The following is a 16202-nucleotide window of genomic DNA, read 5'->3' as shown; positions in this document are numbered from 1 at the left end:
TCACTGAGGGAGAAGCGCGACCACATGACGTTCGAGGCGAGGCACAGAATGGACGCTCCGACAGCGACACCGACCGGGAACACCGCCGCGGCCAGGCAGAACCGCATAGCCGAGGCCGGTGGAGAGGGAGCCGGAAGAGGCCCGGACGGCGACAGGAGCAGCGGGTGGTTCGTCCCCGCGCCCGGTGCCACGGCCACTGCTGAACCCGCGGAGGCGACCGAACCACCGGCCACCGGCCCCGCCCCGACGGCGGCCGCGCCGCAGGCCGCCGACACGGACCCGGCGGACGGACCACGACGGGCCGCCGACGCCGCCCCGTCGGCCCTCGAGTCGCCGGCCGCGGACCCCGCGCCGACGGCTGCCGCACTCCTCTTCGGGAGCACCCCGCCCCGGCCCTTCGCCGCCCCCGAGGGCCACCAGCCCTCCCCGGACGCCCTTCGGGTGCGCAGGACGCTGGCCGAGATCGAGCCGGTGGCGGACCGGGCCACCTCGTACTTCTACGCGCTGCTGTTCGTCCGGCACCCCGACCTGCGGCCGATGTTCCCGCCGGCCATGGACACCCAGCGCGACCGGCTGTTCAAGGCGCTGCTGACCGCCGCCGACCACATGGACACCCCCGAGGTGCTCGGCCAGTACCTGCGCCACCTCGGCTCCGGGCACCGCAAGTACGGCACGCGGGCCGCGCACTACCCGGCTGTCGGCGAGGCCCTGATCGGGGCGCTGACCCGGTACGCGGCGGCGGTGTGGGACGCGGAGACCGAGGCCGCCTGGGTGCGGACGTACACGAAGGTCTCGCAGATCATGATCGACGCGGCGGCGGAGAGCGAACTGACCTCGCCGCCCTGGTGGCACGCCGAGGTCGTCGCGCACGACCTGCGCACCCCCGACATCGCCGTGATCACGCTCCGCCCCGACCAGCCGTACCCGTTCCTGGCCGGGCAGTACACCAGCCTGGAGACGCCGTGGTGGCCGCGGGTCTGGCGGCACTACTCCTTCGCGGCGGCCCCGCGCCCGGACGGGCTGCTCACCCTGCACGTGAAGGCCGTCCCGGCGGGCTGGGTGTCGAACGCGCTGGTGCACCGGGCCCGCCCCGGCGACGTCCTGCGGCTCGGCCCGCCCTCCGGTTCCATGACCGTCGACCACACCACCGACAACGGGCTGCTCTGCATCGGCGGCGGCACCGGCATCGCCCCCATCAAGGCACTCGTCGAGGACGTCGCGGAGCACGGGGAGCGGCGGCCGGTCGAGGTGTTCTACGGGGCGCGCACCGACTTCGACCTGTACGACATCGACACCATGCTGCGCCTGGCGGAGTCGCACTCCTGGCTGTCGGTGCGCCCGGTGGTCGACGACCGGTCCCAGTTCCCCGACGCGGTGCGCAAGTTCGGGCCCTGGAACGCGTACGACGCCTACCTGTCGGGGCCGCCCGGCATGATCCGCAGCGGACTCGACGCGCTCAGGACGGTCGGCATCCCGGGCAGCCGCATACGGCACGACGCGGTGGAGGAGCTCGTCGCAGCGGTCGGCTAGCCCAGGTCGGGGGCGAGCAGTGCCCGTACGCCCTCGATGTTGCCGTCCAGGTAGTGCCGCAGGGACAGCGGTACGAGATGCACGGCCGCGATGCCGACCCGGCTGAAAGGCACCCGCACGATCTCGTACTCGCCGAGCGGCTCGTCGACCTCCGGGCCGTGCCGCAGCGCCGGGTCTATGGACTCCAGGCGGCAGACGAAGAAGTGCTGCACCTTCACGCCCGCGCCGGCGTTGCCCGCGATGTGCTCGACGGTGTCGACGAAGCAGGGGACCACGTCGCTGATCTTCGCCCCGAGTTCCTCGTCCACCTCCCGGTGCAGGGCGTCGACGACGGTGGCGTCCGTCGGCTCGACTCCTCCGCCGGGGGTCACCCAGTACGGGTCGACGCCGGGCTTGGTGCGCTTGATGAGGACGAGGTGGTCGCCGTCGAGGAGGACGGCGCGGGCGGTGCGCTTGACCACGGGACGTTCGGTCATGGCAATAACGTGGCCCGCGCGGGGCCGGTCGAAACTTCGGGCCCCCCTCGGCTCCCGCTCAGCACCAGTCTCCGGCAGCGCGCAGCAGCCATTCGTGCGCCCGCGCGAGATGGGGCTGGGCGAGCGTGCCGGTGCGCACCGCGAGGAAATAGGTGCGCAGGGGCGGCACCGCGGGCTCGTGCAGCGCCACCACGTCGCCGCGGGCGAGCGCGTCCGCGCACAGGTAGCGGGGCAGTACGGCCAGACCCGCGCCGGCGCTGGTGGCGGTCAGGACGGCGCGCAGGTCCGGGGCGACGACGGTGCCCGCGGACGCGGGCGGGGTGTCGAAGACGGCGGCCCAGTACCGGGTGACCAGCGGCAGGCTCTCGTGGACCTCGACCACGGGGAGGTTCTCCAGGACGACGGCGCCCTTGTCGGCGAGGAGTTCCGGGGTGAGGTGCTTGGCCCAGCGGGGTGCGGCGACCAGGACGTGTTCCTCGTCGCACAGGGCGGTGGCGGTCAGCAGCCCGCCACGCGGCCGGTCGGTGGTGAGCGCCAGGTCGTGGTGACCGGCGGCGAGCCCTTCCAGGGTCTCCTCGGAACTGCCGAAGGCGGCCCGCAGCGCCAGTCCCTGGGCGGTGAGCGGAGCGAGCGCGGGCAGGGCGCGCAGCGAGGTGAACTCGGGCGGCCCGGCCAGATGCAGGGTGCGTACACCGGACTGGTCGTCGAGGCCGGTCTCGGTGATCTCGACCAGGGCGTCGAGGTGCGGGGCGGCCCGGTGGGCGAGTTCGTCGCCGATGGCGGTGGGGGTGACGCCGCGGGCCCGGCGCAGGAACAGGGGACGGCCCAACTGCCGCTCCAGCGTGCGTATCTGGCCCGTGACGGCGGGCTGGGAGAGGCCGAGCAGGGCGGCGGCCCGGGTGAAGGAGCCCGCCCGGTGGACGGTGACGAAGGTGCGCAGCAGGGCCAGGTCCATGTCATGCCTTCCGCGTCGCGCGGTACCGGGACGGCGGTCGCGGAGGCCGGAGTGCGCCCGGCCCCGTACCGCTGTCCAGGTCCCGTGGTCCGGTCCCCGCCGGTGTGCCCGAAGACGCAGTATAAATATGTCGATAGGTCGCTGTCGCTAGCGTGATTGGACACTGACGCAGAGTCAACTAGCCTTGTGCAGGCGGTTCTTCGCGCGCAGAACCGGGGCGGTCCGAGCCACGAGGGGGGAGGTTCGGACCGCCCGTCCTACGCCGGGCGGCTACCCAGCGCTACGTACATGCGTGCCGCATCGAGCGCTCGGAGACCGTCAGCCGACCGGTCCGTCCAGCGGGCCGCCCGCCGCCTCCAGCGCCCGCAGGATGTCGACGAGCAGGTCGTCCGCGTCCTCCGCGCCCACCGAGAGCCGGATGAAGCCCTCCGGCACCGCGTCGCCGCCCCACCGCCCGCGCCGCTCGGCGGTGGACCGCACGCCGCCGAAACTCGTCGCGTCGTCCACCAGCCGCAGCGCGCCCAGGAACTTCTCCGCGAACTCCCGGTCCGGCAGCGTGAACGACACCACGCAGCCGAACCGCTGCATCTGCCGCGCCGCCACCGGGTGTGCGGGGTCCTCGGGCAGACCCGGGTGACGCAGGCCGCTGACGTACGGGTGCCCGCGCAGGGCCGTCGCGAGCAGCAGGGCACTCGCGCCCTGCCGGTCGGCGCGCAGTTGCAGTGTGGCCAGCGAGCGGTGGGCGAGCCAGGCCTCCATCGGCCCGGGAATCGCCCCGACGACCTTGCGCCAGCGGCGCACCCTCGCCGCCAGTTCGGCGTCGCGGCAGGTCACGTAGCCGAGCAGCAGGTCACCGTGGCCGGTGAGCCCCTTGGTGCCGCTGGCCACCGAGAAGTCGGCGCCCAGGTCGAGCGGGCGCTGTCCGAGCGGGGTGGCGAGGGTGTTGTCGACGGCGACCAGGGCGCCGGCCTCGTGGGCGGCGTCGGCGAGGAGGCGGATGTCGCAGACGTCGAGGCCCGGGTTGGACGGCGACTCGATCCACAGCAGTCTCGCGCCGGTGAGGTGGACGATCTGCGCCTCGTCGGCGGTGGGCGCGGTACGCACCTCGACCCCGTACGCCTCCAGTTGCTCGCGGACCAGGGGGAGCGCCTGGTAGCCGTCGTCGGGCAGCACGACGGCGTCGCCCGCCTTCGCCTGGGAGAGCAGCACCGCCGAGATCGCGGCCATGCCGGAGGCGAAGACCACCGTGTGGGCGGCGCCGCCCGGGTCCTCCAGCTCTCCGATCGCCCGTTCCAGATGGGTCCAGGTGGGGTTCTCGTCGCGGCCGTAGGTGTACGGGCCCGTGGGTTCGCCCGGCAGGTGGAAGTGGGCGGCGAACACCGGTCCCGGCAGGGTCGGCTCGTAGGCGACGGGTTCGGGCAGCCCGGCCCGCACGGACCGGGTGCCGTCGCCGTCTTCGTCGGACATCGGCATGGAGGTCAGTCCCTTCCGTCGGGGAGGATCATGTTCAGGGCCCAGGACACGACGCTGATGATGAGCGCGCCGAGCACGGCGGTCCAGAAGCCCTCGACGTGGAAGGCGAGGTCGAACGTGTCGGCCAGCCACGAGGTGAGCAGCAGCATCAGAGCGTTCACGACCAGGGTGAACAGACCCAGCGTGAGGACGAACAGCGGGAAGGAGAGGAGCTTCACCACCGGCTTGACCAGGAAGTTCACCAGCCCGAAGAGCAGGGCCACCACGACGAGCGTGCCGATTCTGCGGCCGGTGCTGTCGCCGGTGAGCGTGATGTCCTGGACGAGCCACACGGCCACCCAGAGGGCGACCGCGTTGGCGATCGTCTTTACTGCAAAATTCATCATGTGCCCGATCGTGGCAGACGTGATCGGTCATACCCAGTACGGCGGTACGCGGCGAGGAGCGAGCAGGCATGAAGGCATTCCGACTGGACGATCTGGAGGCGGAGCGCGCCGCGAACGACGGCGCGTATCTGCAGTTCCTCAAGGAACGGAACATGTCGGCCGGTTTGTACGCGCTCGACGCGGGCGCGACGGACCCGCAGCAGCCGCACAACGAGGACGAGATCTACTTCGTGGTGAGCGGCCGCGCGGCGGTCACCGTCGGCATGGAGACGACGCAGGTGGCGCGGGGCAGCGTGGTCTACGTGCCGGCCGGGGTGGCGCACAAGTTCCACCACATCTCGGAGGACCTGCGGGTGCTGGTGGTCTTCTCCCCGCCGGAGGGCTGAACCCCACTGGAGAGCTGTCCCCTCCGGAGGGCTGTCCCCACCGGAGGGCTGAGCTCCCCCGGAGACCTGAGCTCCGCCGAAGGGCTGAGCCGCTTCCGTGGGCCGGCCCCCGAAATGTTTCACGTGAAACACCCCGGGTTCCCTAGGGGGCGGATCAGGGGTCTTCAAGGGCTGCCCGGCCCCGTTGGACGTGCTTCCGCGCCTAGCATCGAAAGCAGGAAAACATCGCAGAGCCGGGCAGATTCCGGACCTAGGGAGAGGCACGAAGATGGCTGCACGAGAAGTATTCGAAGGTCTGCCGGGCTGGGTGAAGTGGGTCGCGATCCCCGCCCTCGTCCTCCTCGTGTTCGGCGGTGCGATCCTCACCGCGATCGGCACGCTGATCGGGCTGCTGTTCAAGCTGCTGGTCCTGGTCGCGCTGGTCGGCGGTCTGATCTACGTCGTACGGCGCTTCAAGTCGTCCTCCTCGTCCGGCGGTTCCTCCAAGGGCTGGTGACGCCGCGCGCGGCGGGACCGTGGCCGCCGTCAGGCAACCCGTGCGGGCGTTAGCCCGCCGGGGGGAATCTGACACGTGAAAACAACTGAGCCCCCGGGCTTGGCAGTTAGGGTGAAAAACCGCTGCCGTCACCCGGGACTCCCGCTCCCCGGCGGCCGCACCGCCCCTCGGGACCCCGGGAGTGACCCATGGCCACGGCCCAGCCCACGGCCCGACCGACCGCCCCGCCCGCACCGATCACCGCGACCGTGCCGGCCGCCCCCCGCCCCCGCACCCCACCGGCGCCCGCTTCCGGAAGACCCGCGCCCGGAAGACCCGAGCCCGGCGGTTCCCCGGCAGGTGGACCCGTGCCCGGCGGTCCGGCATCCGCCCCCACCCTGATCGGCTCGGTCCAGCGCGCCCTGCGCCTGCTGGAGGCGGTCAGCGACCACCCCGGCGGCGCCCCCGCCAAGCAGCTCGCCCGCGAGGCCGGGCTTCCGCTGCCCACCGCCTACCACCTGCTGCGCACCCTGACCCACGAGGGATACCTCCGTCGTGAGCAGGGTGTTTTTGTGCTCGGACCGGCCGTCGGGCGGCTCGGGCGGGGGGCGGCGGGGCAGGACCGGCGCGAGGTCGTCACCGGGACGATGGAGCGCTGGCGCGACACGCTCGGGGTCGCGGTGTATTTCGCCGTCTACCGCGAGGGTGAAGTCGAACTGACGGCCCTCGCCGAGAGCATCGAACACCCGGCCGTCGAGGAATGGGCCGACCTCCGCGAGACGGCGCACGCGCACGCGATCGGCCAGTGCCTGCTCTCCCAGGTGGACACCCGAACCCGCCTCGACCACCTCGACCGCCACCCCGTCGAACCCCTCACCCCGTACACCGTGCGCGACGCGTCCGCCCTGCTGGAGAGGCTGTCGGCGGTCGAGCGGATGCAGACGGTGGTCGAGCGCCAGGAGTACGTGATCGGCACGGCGTGCGCGGCGATCCCGGTCACGATCGGGCCGACGGCGGCCGCGCTGGCGATCTCGCTCCCACTCGATCAGGAACATCGGCTGAGACCCGCTGTCGAACAGATGCGCGCTGAACTCGGTGGGGTGATCCGTTCGCTCATGTTCTCTATCAGTATCTGAAAACTCACTCCTTGTGATCTGTTAGTGCTTCAAGCACGATGGCGTCAAGAGGTCCGGAAGGGATCGTTCCGGCCACTTTCATCTACGGCAGGGTTGGCTATGCGCGAGTCGGTTCAGGCAGAGGTCATGATGAGCTTCCTCGTCTCCGAGGAGCTCTCCTTTCGCATTCCGGTGGAGCTGATGTACGAGGCGAAGGACCCGTACGCGATCCGCCTGACCTTCCACCTGCCCGGTGATTCCCCTGTGACCTGGGCTTTTGGGCGTGAGCTGCTGGTCGACGGGATCAATGAACCCTGCGGCGAGGGGGATGTGCACATCTCGCCGTCCGATCCGGACGAACTCGCGGACGTCCACATCCGGCTCCAGGTCGGTGGCGACCGGGCGCTGTTCCGGGCGAGCGCGGCGCCCCTGGTCGCCTTCCTCGACCGCACCGACAAGCTGGTCCCCCTCGGCCAGGAGCACACGCAGAGTAACTATGCCGGGTGCCTGGAGGACGAGCTCGGCCGCATCCTCGCGGAGGAGAACGCGGGGTGACCCCGGCCCGCGTCAGCTCTTGCGGCGCCGGCCGCGTCCGCGTCGTACCGGCCGCGCGTCCGGCGCCGTGACCGAGCCGGAACCCGTACCGGCTCCGGTGCCCGAGCGGTCCGCGGAGACCACCAGCGCCGCGAGCGCGGTGGTCACCGGCACCGAGGCCACCAGGCCGATGGAACCGACCAGGGTGCGCACGATCTCCTCCGCGACCAGCTCGCTGTTGGCCACCGTGCCGACGCTGGACTGGGCGATGGAGAACAGCAGCAGCAGCGGCAGCGCGGCGCCCGCGTAGGCGAGCACCAGGGTGTTCACGACGGACGCGATGTGGTCGCGGCCGATGCGGATGGCCGCCCGGTACAGCGCGCGCGGGCCCATCGTCGGGTCGGCCTGGTGCAGTTCCCAGACGGCGGAGGTCTGGGTGACCGTCACGTCGTCCAGGACGCCGAGCGAACCGATGATGACGCCGGCGAGCAGCAGGCCGCTCATGTCGATCGACGGATAGAGGCTGTGGATGAGGCCGGTGCTGTCGTCGATGTTGCCGGACAGGAACGCCCAGCCGATGAACAGCGAGCCCAGCAGCCCGATCAGCAGCAGCGAGATCAGCGTGCCGAGCACCGCGACGGAGGTGCGCGCGTTCAGGCCGTGGCAGGCGTACAGCGCGATCAGCATGATCGCGCTCGCCCCGACCACCGCCACGACCAGCGGATTCGACCCCTGGAGGATGGCCGGGAGGATGAACAGGGTCAGCACCGCGAACGACGCCACCAGCGCGATCAGCGCCATCACGCCCTTCAGCCGGCCGACCACGACCACCGCGACGGCGAAGATCCCGGCGAGCAGGGCGAGCGGAAGCTTCCGGTTCACGTCGGTCACCGAGTACTGGAGGTCGCGGGGCGCGTTCGGGGCGTACGCGACGACGACCTCCTGATCCTGCTTCAACTGCCGGGAGGATTCCGGCTGGACGATCTCGGTGAAGGTACGGCCCTTGTCGGCGCCGGTGGTCACCTCGACGGTGGCCTTCTTGCACTCGGTGGCGGGACCGCTGCCCGGCGGCGTCGTCCGCTCGCCCGGCGCCGCCTGCTGCGGGGCGACATTGGCGTCCTTGCAGTCGATGGTGTCGACGGCGACGACCCTGCCCTGTTCGCTCTGGCGGTCGAAGCCGACTCCGGTGCGCTCGTGGGCGGGTGCGCCGCCCGGCCACAGGATCGCCAGTCCCACGAGGACGGCGGTCGCGAAGGGGATCAGGACGGCCGCGATCACCTTGCGCAGGTGCTTGGACACCGGCGCGACCGGGCCGTGGCCGTGGCTGTGTCCGTGCCCATGACCTGCGGCGGGAGGCTGCTGGGGGGGCGTCGGCTGGGGGGAGGGCTGTGATGGGGTCACGAGGCGATCATCGCAAGAACGACAGGGGCCCTCTGTTCAGCGCGCCCGGCATGGCGCTAGCGTGGGGGCACCTTTGCACACGCGGGAGCTCGGAGCACCGGGCTGAGAGGGCGCTGACCTCCGTACGCATACGCATACGTATGCACGGAAACGGCTGCGTCGACCGCCGAACCTGTTACCGGGTAATGCCGGCGTAGGGAGTAGGTCTCATGACCACGATGGATGCACGCACGCCTGCCTCGGACCAGGACGGGCGCACGCCCGGCTGGCACAAGGGGTACGTCGAGGGATCGCGGCCGGACCTGCGGGTGCCGGTCCGTCAGGTGCACCTGACCAATGGGAAGGACGTGACGTTGTACGACACGTCCGGCCCGTACACCGACCCGACCGTCGAGACGGACGTACGGCGCGGCCTGGCCCCGCTGCGCGAGAACTGGATCATCGGGCGCGGCGACACCGAGGAGTACGCGGGCCGTCCGGTCCGCCCCGAGGACGACGGCATCAGGCACACGTCGCCGCGCGGGGGCCTGAAGAACCTCGACGCGGTCTTCCCCGGCCGGCCCCGGCAGCCCCGCCGGGGCCGCGAGGGCCGGGCCGTCACGCAGTTGGCGTACGCACGGCGCGGGGAGATCACGCCGGAGATGGAGTACGTCGCGATCCGGGAGAACGTCTCCCCCGAGGTCGTACGGGAGGAGATCGCGGCGGGCCGCGCGGTGCTCCCGGCGAATGTGAACCACCCGGAGATCGAGCCGATGATCATCGGCAAGCGGTTCCTGGTGAAGGTCAACGCCAACATCGGCAACTCCGCGGTCACTTCCTCGATCGAGGAGGAGGTGGACAAGATGACCTGGGCGACGCAGTGGGGCGCCGACACGGTCATGGACCTGTCCACCGGCCGCAACATCCACACCACCCGCGAGTGGATCCTGCGCAACGCGCCCGTGCCGATCGGCACCGTGCCGCTCTACCAGGCGCTGGAGAAGGTCGACGGCCGCGCCGAGGAGCTGTCCTGGGAGGTCTACAAGGACACGGTCATCGAGCAGGCCGAGCAGGGCGTGGACTACATGACCGTCCACGCGGGCGTGCGCCTGGCCTACGTGCCGCTGACCGCGCGCCGCAAGACCGGCATCGTCTCGCGCGGCGGGTCGATCATGGCGGCCTGGTGCCTGGCGCACCACCGGGAATCGTTCCTCTACGAGCACTTCGAGGAGCTCTGCGAGATCCTCGCCGCGTACGACGTGACGTACTCGCTGGGCGACGGTCTGCGGCCGGGGTCGATCGCGGACGCCAACGACGAGGCGCAGTTCGCGGAGTTGAGGACGCTCGGGGAACTCAACAAGACCGCAAAGCGTTTCCACGTACAGACCATGATCGAGGGCCCGGGGCACGTCCCGATGCACAAGATCAAGGAGAACATCGACCTCCAGCAGGAGATCTGCGAGGAGGCGCCGTTCTACACGCTCGGCCCGCTGACGACCGATGTGGCGCCCGCCTACGACCACATCACCTCCGGCATCGGCGCCGCGATGATCGCCTGGTGGGGCACCGCGATGCTCTGCTACGTGACGCCCAAGGAGCACCTGGGGCTGCCCAACCGGGACGACGTGAAGACCGGCGTCATCACGTACAAGATCGCCGCCCACGCGGCGGACCTCGCCAAGGGCCACCCGGGGGCGCAGGAGTGGGACGACGCGCTCAGTGACGCGCGGTTCGAGTTCCGGTGGGAGGACCAGTTCAACCTGGCCCTCGACCCGGACACGGCCCGGGAGTTCCACGACGAGACGCTCCCGGCGGAACCCGCGAAGACGGCGCACTTCTGCTCCATGTGCGGGCCGAAGTTCTGCTCGATGAAGATCAGCCAGGACATCAGGAGGGAGCACGGGGGGACCGCCGAGGAGATCGAGGCGGGCATGGCGGAGAAGTCCGCCGAGTTCGCGGCGGCGGGCAACCGGGTCTACCTGCCGATCGCCGACTGAGGCGCGGCGTGGCCGACGGGGGCACGGCGTAACGGAAGCGGCGGCTCCGGGCCGCACCGGTCACTCCGGTGTGTGGTCCGGGCCGCCGAAGTCGGGGCTGGAGAAGTCCGGGCTGGAGTAGCTGGGACGGGTCTTGTGGCCGTTCTCGCCGGGGCTGCTGAAGTCCGGCCGGGAGTATCCGAGCCCCGGGATGCGGCCGGTCTGCCGGGGCGGCCCCGGAGCGGAGGAGTCCGGTTCGGGCGCGTCGGCGAGGGCCTCGCGGAGGAACGGGACGATGCCCCGCTCCATGAGGGCTTCCGTCCAGGCGTCCCTGGCCCGGTCGACCTCCTCCGCGCTCGCGTCCCGGTGACTCGCCCGGAAGGCGGTCGAGCCGTTGCGCAGCGCGGTGAACAGCAGACCCACCGCCGCTCCCAGCAGGCCCGCCGCGGCCAGCGCCGTAAAGACCCAGCCGGCGGTCAGCAGGGCGTCGGCGATCGCGGGCGGCGGGGTCAGCATCCGCAGCGAGAAGCCCACGAGCAGCAGCACCACGGCGGCGATCCCGGCCAGCACGGGGGTCAGCACGGCGACCACGGCGATCGCCCCGGCACCGGTCGTCTCGGCGTGCTCGCCGACCCCGGGCGCGAGCAGCGTGGTGGGCAGGGCCGGCGCGCGCAGCTCGCCCCGCACCTTCACGTAGTGGTCGTACTCGGCGAGAGCGTGACCGTTGATGATCTCCCTCGCGTTGAGGGCGGCGGTGCGGAGCTGATCATTGTTCAGCCGCCCGTTCCCGGCGGCCAGTTCTGGGCGTTCGCGCGCGGTGCGCAGTGCTTCGTCGAGGGTCCGCTCGAACTCCGGGCGGTCCTCGGCCAGCAGGTGCGGAGCGCTGTTCATGTGCATCCCCCGATGCTCCGTAGGGCCGGGTTGCCCGCTTCGGTGGGGCGGTTGGGCGGAAACGGAGGAGAGCCTGCTACGGATAACCCGATGGTAGAGCCGTTACGGCACGGGGTGACAGGGGGTTTGCGGAAATTGACCCGGCGCCGGGTTTGTGTTCGATTGGCGTGCGTATGAACACGTGACGCTCAGTCATTCAGCGGCAGTTGGACCACCAGCAGCTTTCCGGCCATGGTCACGCCGCCGTCCATGGCGATCGCGAGCGAGTCGGCGTAGACGTGCGGACCCTCCACGAGCGGTCCCGAGCTGCCCTCTCCGTCCGAGGGGTCCTCGCCCCCGACCTCGCCGAGAAGGTACGGGATGGGGCTGTGACCGTGCACGATGCGCTCACCGCCATATGCGGCGAGCAATTCCCGCACGGCGTCGGAGCCGCCTTCGTCACGGAACGCGAAGCGCTTGGTGAATTTGCGGAAGACGTCCCAGCACTCGTCGGCGTCATTGCGGTTGAGGATGTCGTGCACGGTGTCGTTGACGTCCTCGATGGTGCTGCCGTAGTCGAGGTAGGCGGTGGTGTCGGAGTGCGTCAGCAGGTGCCCGTCCTCCAGGGCGACGGCGTCCAGGCGTGCCATCCAGTGCAGGTGTACGTCCTGGAGGCGCTCCATGTCGTGCTTCTGGCCGCCGTTGAGCAGCCAGGCCGCCTGGAAGGTGGCGGTGCCGGCGCCGGAGTTGACGGGGGTGTCGCCGAAGCGGCGGGCGCCGAGGAGCAGGAGTTCGTGGTTGCCCATGAGGGCCTTGCAGTAGCCGCCGGCCGCCGCCGCTTCGGCGGACAGCCGCATCACCAGGTCGATGACGCCGATGCCGTCGGGGCCGCGGTCGGTGAAGTCGCCGAGGAACCACAGGCGCGCGTTGCCGGCCGACCAGTGGCCCTCGCCGTCGATCAGGCCCTGCTCGTGCAGGGCGTCCAGCAGCTCCACCAGGTAGCCGTGCACGTCGCCGACGACGAACAGCGGGCCGGGGCCCTCGCCCTCGCTCCGGGCGGCGAAGTCCGGCCGCGGGACGCGCAGCGTGTCGCCGGGGCCGCGGTCGTCCCGGGTGATCACCGGGAGGTCGCGCTGGGTGGGGGTGTAGCCCTCGGGCTCGTCGCCCTCGTCGAAGGGGGGCTCGGGGTCGTACCCGTCGTGCGCCGAGACGTAGGGGTCAGGTGCGGGGGCGTAGGGCTCCTTGGCGAGGTCGTACGGCTGCGGCGTGGGGGTGTACGGCTCGTTGGACACGTCGTACGGCTCCTCGGCGAGGTCGTACGGCTCCTGCGCGACGACGTACGGGCGCCCCGTGTGCGGCTGCTCCCCCGGGTGCACCGGCTCTTCCGGACGCCTCTGCTCACCCACGTGCACGGGCTCTCCCGCGTGCACGGGCCCTCCCGGATGCACCGGCTCTTCCGCGCGCACCGGCTCTCCCCCGTGCGTCTGCTCCGCGTCGTACGCCGCGACGGGGGCCTGCGCATAGGGAGGCACCCGGAAGTCCCGCAACGTAGCCGTACGCACCGCGGGTCCCTGACCGGCCCCCTGAGTCATTGACCCCTCCACCACCGTCGCACCGCCGTACACCTTGGGGTCCCACCTGGTCTCGGGTGGTCCGCTGTGTCGTGCGCCCATCATAGGAATGCGTCCCGCGCTGTGTGAGGCACCAGGGGTGGTGAATCCGGGTACACCCGTGGTTCACCAGTGGTTTCGTCCGGATTGCGGAGATCGGTCCCGGTGTTGATTTCGGGGCGGCTCCCCGCCTGCCGCCCCGTCCGCCCCTTCGTGGCCCCCCTCGGGCCGTGCGCTCAGTCCCCCGCCGGCGACCGCGGGGCGCTCACCGTGGTGCGCGGCGGACGTCGCTGGGAAGACGTACGGATGATGAGCTCGGTCGGTATCACCTGCTCGACCGGGTGCCCGGTGTCCAGTCCCTCGATGGCGTCGATGAGGAGCTGCACGACGGCCGTGCCGATCCGGCGCGGCTTGAGCGAGAGCGTCGTGATGGGCGGCTCGGTGCTCGCGTACACCGTCGACTCCGAGCAGCAGACGAGCAGCAGGTCCTCCGGGACCCGCAGCCCGTAGCGCCGGGCGGCGGCCAGCAGGTCGGTGCCGTTGGGGTCGAAGAGCCCGTAGACGGCGTCCGGGCGGTCCGGGCGGGCGAGCAGCCGGTCGGCCGCGACGGCGCCCGCGCACGGGTCGTGCGCCGGGTAGGACTCGTACACCGGGTCCTGGCCGACGCGCTCGCACCAGCGCAGGTACGCGGTGGTGGAGAGCCGGGTGTACGTGTCCGTGGTGGTGCCGGTGAGGAGGCCGATGCGGCGGGCGCCGGCGTCCGCGAGGTGGTCGAGGAGATCGAGTACGGCGGCCTCGTGGTCGTTGTCGACCCAGGCGGTGACCGGCAGGGCCCCGGACGGGCGGCCGTCGGAGACGACGGGCAGGCCCTGGCGCATCAGCTCGGTGACGACCTGGTCGTCGTCGGAGGGGTCGATGACGACGGTCCCGTCGAGCGCCACGTTCTGCCACACGTCGAAGGGGCTGTGGCGGGAGGAGGCCGGAAGGATGACGAGGGCGTAGCCGCGGGCGAGGGCCGCCGAGGTCGCGGCCCTCGCCATCTCCGCGAAGTACGCGAACTCGGTGAAGGTGAAAGGTTCATCCCCGTACGTCGTCACGGTCAGACCGATCAGGCCCGACTTGCCGGTACGGAGGGTGCGGGCCGCGGCGGAGGGGCGGTAGCCCAGCCGGTCGGCGACTTCGCGGACGTGGCGGCGGGTGGCGTCCGGGAGCCGTCCCTTGCCGTTGAGGGCGTCGGAGACAGTCGTGATGGAGACACCGGCTGCGGCGGCGACATCCCGGATGCCCGCACGTCCTGGCCGACTGCCTCGCCGGGGTGTCTCGGTCCGGCTCACCTGATGCTTCCCTGCTGCTGTCATGGCGAGCCGATATTAGGGCGCGGGGGGCCAATTGACTGCCGTGCATATGCGCTCGGTGGCAGGCACGTTTTTGCACGGGTTGGATCTTCAATGACCATGGAAGTCAAGGGCGTTGGGGGGTGCGTTGCCGTGGAGTCCATGGGCTGACGGGGTGCGTCCGGCATCTGTCGTATGTTGCGGGCAGGTCTCAACTCACCGGTTCGGGGGACGCGCGCCACGGCGTGAGCCACCGGCGCGCGCGCAGACCGGGGGCGCGCCCCCCAGGGAGGCGCGCCGGTGCTTTCCGGACGGGCGGCGGTCTTCTGCGGCCCCTTCGCAGCGCTGCCCAATCCTCATAGGGTGTGCAGCATTGGCGGTACGTACGGTCGAGGAGGACCTGAAGTGAGCGAGACGAGCGCGGGGAGCCCCAAGCTGCGTGCGGTGCTGGACGGCATCCCCACGTACAAGCCCGGGAAGCCGGCCGCGGCCGCCGAGGGCGACGGCCCGGTGGCGTACAAGCTGTCCTCCAACGAGAACCCCTATCCGCCGCTCGCGGGCGTCATGGAGCAGGCGATCGCCGCGGCCGGGGTCTTCAACCGCTACCCGGACATGGCCTGCACGGGGCTGATGGAGGAGCTGGCGAAGCGTTTCGGCGTGCCGGTGTCCCACCTGGCGACCGGCACGGGCTCGGTCGGCGTCGCGCAGTCGCTGCTCCAGGCGACCTCCGGTCCGGGCGACGAGGTGATCTACGCCTGGCGCTCCTTCGAGGCCTATCCGATCATCACGCAGATCAGCGGGGCGACCTCGGTCAAGGTGCCGCTGAACGAAGGCGACGTGCACGACCTGGACGCCATGTTCGACGCGATCACCGAGAAGACCCGGCTGATCTTCGTCTGCAACCCCAACAACCCTACCGGCACCGTGGTGCGCCGGGCTGAGCTGGAACGTTTCCTGGACCGGGTGCCGAAGGACATCCTGATCGTCCTGGACGAGGCGTACCGCGAGTTCATCCGGGACGAGCAGGTGCCGGACGGCATCGAGCTCTACCGGGACCGGCCGAACGTCGCCGTGCTGCGCACCTTCTCCAAGGCGTACGGGCTCGCGGGGCTGCGGGTCGGTTTCGTCGTGGCGCACGAGCCGGTGGCGGCGGCGCTGCGCAAGACGGCCGTGCCCTTCGGTGTGAGCCAGATCGCACAGGAGGCGGCCGTCGCCTCGCTGCGCGCCGAGGACCAGCTCCTCGAGCGGGTGGACGCGCTGATCGCCGAGCGGACCCGGGTGTACGACGCGCTGGTCGGCCAGGGGTGGACGGTGCCCGTGACGCAGGCGAACTTCGTGTGGCTGCGGCTGGGGGAGCGGACGACCGACTTCGCGGCGGCGTGCGACAGGGCCGGGGTCGTGGTGCGGCCGTTCGCGGGGGAGGGCGTGCGCGTGACGATCGGCGAGGTCGAGGCGAACGACCTGTTCCTGAAGGCGGCGGAGGCGTTCCGCAAGGAGCTGTAGCCCCGCGGGAGCGCGTTGCGTCCGGTGCCCCTGCGAGCCGTGTGGCGGCTTGCGGGGGCACCGCTGTTTCTTAGGGGGACCCCCCTGGATTCCTCCGAATGGACGTGCGACATAATGCTTGTGAATGTGAACGCGTTCACAAGCGTGTCCCTGTTCGTCCCATGATGTGTGGGATTTACGGGGCGCGCAGCCCGATGGA

General features: G+C 71.2%; 15 protein-coding genes. 7 read left to right on the top strand and 8 right to left on the bottom strand.

Annotated elements, in window-relative coordinates; translation table 11 throughout:
- The first annotated feature begins 48 nt into the window (after positions 1–48).
- Positions 49–1530: a globin domain-containing protein gene (locus tag ACZ56L_RS05790; protein WP_471062000.1), complete on the top strand. Its 1482-nt coding sequence runs from the start codon at positions 49–51 to the stop codon at positions 1528–1530.
- Here ACZ56L_RS05790 and ACZ56L_RS05785 read toward each other — a convergent pair.
- The 4 genes from ACZ56L_RS05785 to ACZ56L_RS05770 all read right to left on the bottom strand — a co-directional run bounded on the left by ACZ56L_RS05785 (position 1527) and on the right by ACZ56L_RS05770 (position 4820).
- A complete protein-coding gene (locus tag ACZ56L_RS05785) occupies positions 1527–2006 on the bottom strand; it encodes an NUDIX domain-containing protein (RefSeq protein WP_471061997.1) in 480 nt (159 codons plus the stop codon). The genes ACZ56L_RS05790 and ACZ56L_RS05785 overlap by 4 nt on opposite strands.
- A 58-nt stretch (positions 2007–2064) precedes the next feature.
- Positions 2065–2961 carry a LysR family transcriptional regulator gene (locus ACZ56L_RS05780; RefSeq protein ID WP_345220834.1) on the bottom strand — a complete coding sequence of 299 codons (897 nt, stop codon included), beginning with the start codon at positions 2959–2961 and terminating at the stop codon, positions 2065–2067.
- A 318-nt stretch (positions 2962–3279) separates the two neighbouring features.
- Positions 3280–4428 carry a cystathionine gamma-lyase gene (locus tag ACZ56L_RS05775; RefSeq protein WP_401755239.1) on the bottom strand — a complete coding sequence of 383 codons (1149 nt, stop codon included), beginning with the start codon at positions 4426–4428 and terminating at the stop codon, positions 3280–3282.
- 11 nt (positions 4429–4439) lie between these two features.
- Positions 4440–4820, bottom strand: a complete 381-nt coding sequence (locus tag ACZ56L_RS05770) for a phage holin family protein (RefSeq protein ID WP_345220830.1) — start codon at positions 4818–4820, stop codon at positions 4440–4442.
- Positions 4821–4888: 68 nt separating this feature from the next.
- On the opposite strand from ACZ56L_RS05770, the gene ACZ56L_RS05765 reads away from it, so the two are divergent.
- The 4 genes from ACZ56L_RS05765 (at position 4889) to ACZ56L_RS05750 (ending at position 7351) form a co-directional block, all read left to right on the top strand.
- Positions 4889–5206 (top strand): cupin domain-containing protein, encoded by a 318-nt coding sequence (locus ACZ56L_RS05765; RefSeq protein WP_345220827.1) that lies wholly within the window; start codon positions 4889–4891, stop codon positions 5204–5206.
- A 268-nt stretch (positions 5207–5474) separates the two neighbouring features.
- Positions 5475–5702 carry a DUF5326 family protein gene (locus tag ACZ56L_RS05760; protein WP_345220825.1) on the top strand — a complete coding sequence of 76 codons (228 nt, stop codon included), beginning with the start codon at positions 5475–5477 and terminating at the stop codon, positions 5700–5702.
- 377 nt (positions 5703–6079) lie between these two features.
- Positions 6080–6817, top strand: coding sequence for an IclR family transcriptional regulator (locus tag ACZ56L_RS05755; RefSeq protein WP_468691029.1), 738 nt, complete (start codon positions 6080–6082; stop codon positions 6815–6817).
- A 99-nt stretch (positions 6818–6916) separates the two neighbouring features.
- On the top strand, positions 6917–7351 hold the full coding sequence (locus ACZ56L_RS05750) for an SsgA family sporulation/cell division regulator (protein WP_345220823.1): 435 nt from the start codon (positions 6917–6919) through the stop codon (positions 7349–7351).
- Between the two features lie 12 nt (positions 7352–7363).
- Here ACZ56L_RS05750 and ACZ56L_RS05745 read toward each other — a convergent pair whose 3' ends face one another.
- On the bottom strand, positions 7364–8731 hold the full coding sequence (locus tag ACZ56L_RS05745) for a YibE/F family protein (protein ID WP_471061990.1): 1368 nt from the start codon (positions 8729–8731) through the stop codon (positions 7364–7366).
- A gap of 209 nt (positions 8732–8940) precedes the next feature.
- Between ACZ56L_RS05745 and thiC the strand changes: the two genes are divergently transcribed.
- Positions 8941–10707 (top strand): phosphomethylpyrimidine synthase ThiC, encoded by a 1767-nt coding sequence (thiC, locus tag ACZ56L_RS05740; protein ID WP_468690929.1) that lies wholly within the window; start codon positions 8941–8943, stop codon positions 10705–10707.
- Between the two features lie 60 nt (positions 10708–10767).
- On the opposite strand, the gene ACZ56L_RS05735 is transcribed toward thiC, so the two are convergent.
- The 3 genes from ACZ56L_RS05735 to ACZ56L_RS05725 all read right to left on the bottom strand — a co-directional run bounded on the left by ACZ56L_RS05735 (position 10768) and on the right by ACZ56L_RS05725 (position 14524).
- On the bottom strand, positions 10768–11583 hold the full coding sequence (locus tag ACZ56L_RS05735) for a hypothetical protein (RefSeq protein WP_345220815.1): 816 nt from the start codon (positions 11581–11583) through the stop codon (positions 10768–10770).
- 182 nt (positions 11584–11765) lie between these two features.
- Positions 11766–13148, bottom strand: a complete 1383-nt coding sequence (locus ACZ56L_RS05730) for a metallophosphoesterase (RefSeq protein WP_471061984.1) — start codon at positions 13146–13148, stop codon at positions 11766–11768.
- A gap of 254 nt (positions 13149–13402) precedes the next feature.
- Complete coding sequence (locus ACZ56L_RS05725) at positions 13403–14524, bottom strand: LacI family DNA-binding transcriptional regulator (RefSeq protein WP_345220812.1); 1122 nt, start codon at positions 14522–14524, stop codon at positions 13403–13405.
- A gap of 381 nt (positions 14525–14905) precedes the next feature.
- On the opposite strand from ACZ56L_RS05725, the gene hisC reads away from it, so the two are divergent.
- Complete coding sequence (gene hisC / locus ACZ56L_RS05720; protein ID WP_468690940.1) at positions 14906–16003, top strand: histidinol-phosphate transaminase; 1098 nt, start codon at positions 14906–14908, stop codon at positions 16001–16003.
- Positions 16004–16202: the final 199 nt, after the last annotated feature.

This window comes from Streptomyces sp. NPDC039736 (assembly GCF_055596485.1).
Note: the sequence above shows the minus strand (reverse complement) of the source record. Positions and strands in the feature narration are given on the sequence as shown.

Excerpts from the sequence above, each read along its gene's own strand:
- ACZ56L_RS05790 (WP_471062000.1), top strand. The coding sequence starts at position 49 with ATGGACGCTCCGACAGCGACACCGACCGGGAACACCGCCGCGGCCAGG.
- ACZ56L_RS05785 (WP_471061997.1), bottom strand. The coding sequence starts at position 2,006 with ATGACCGAACGTCCCGTGGTCAAGCGCACCGCCCGCGCCGTCCTCCTC.
- ACZ56L_RS05780 (WP_345220834.1), bottom strand. The coding sequence starts at position 2,961 with ATGGACCTGGCCCTGCTGCGCACCTTCGTCACCGTCCACCGGGCGGGC.
- ACZ56L_RS05775 (WP_401755239.1), bottom strand. The coding sequence starts at position 4,428 with ATGTCCGACGAAGACGGCGACGGCACCCGGTCCGTGCGGGCCGGGCTG.
- ACZ56L_RS05770 (WP_345220830.1), bottom strand. The coding sequence starts at position 4,820 with ATGATGAATTTTGCAGTAAAGACGATCGCCAACGCGGTCGCCCTCTGG.
- ACZ56L_RS05765 (WP_345220827.1), top strand. The coding sequence starts at position 4,889 with ATGAAGGCATTCCGACTGGACGATCTGGAGGCGGAGCGCGCCGCGAAC.
- ACZ56L_RS05760 (WP_345220825.1), top strand. The coding sequence starts at position 5,475 with ATGGCTGCACGAGAAGTATTCGAAGGTCTGCCGGGCTGGGTGAAGTGG.
- ACZ56L_RS05750 (WP_345220823.1), top strand. The coding sequence starts at position 6,917 with ATGCGCGAGTCGGTTCAGGCAGAGGTCATGATGAGCTTCCTCGTCTCC.
- thiC (WP_468690929.1), top strand. The coding sequence starts at position 8,941 with ATGACCACGATGGATGCACGCACGCCTGCCTCGGACCAGGACGGGCGC.
- ACZ56L_RS05735 (WP_345220815.1), bottom strand. The coding sequence starts at position 11,583 with ATGCACATGAACAGCGCTCCGCACCTGCTGGCCGAGGACCGCCCGGAG.
- ACZ56L_RS05730 (WP_471061984.1), bottom strand. The coding sequence starts at position 13,148 with ATGACTCAGGGGGCCGGTCAGGGACCCGCGGTGCGTACGGCTACGTTG.
- ACZ56L_RS05725 (WP_345220812.1), bottom strand. The coding sequence starts at position 14,524 with ATGACAGCAGCAGGGAAGCATCAGGTGAGCCGGACCGAGACACCCCGG.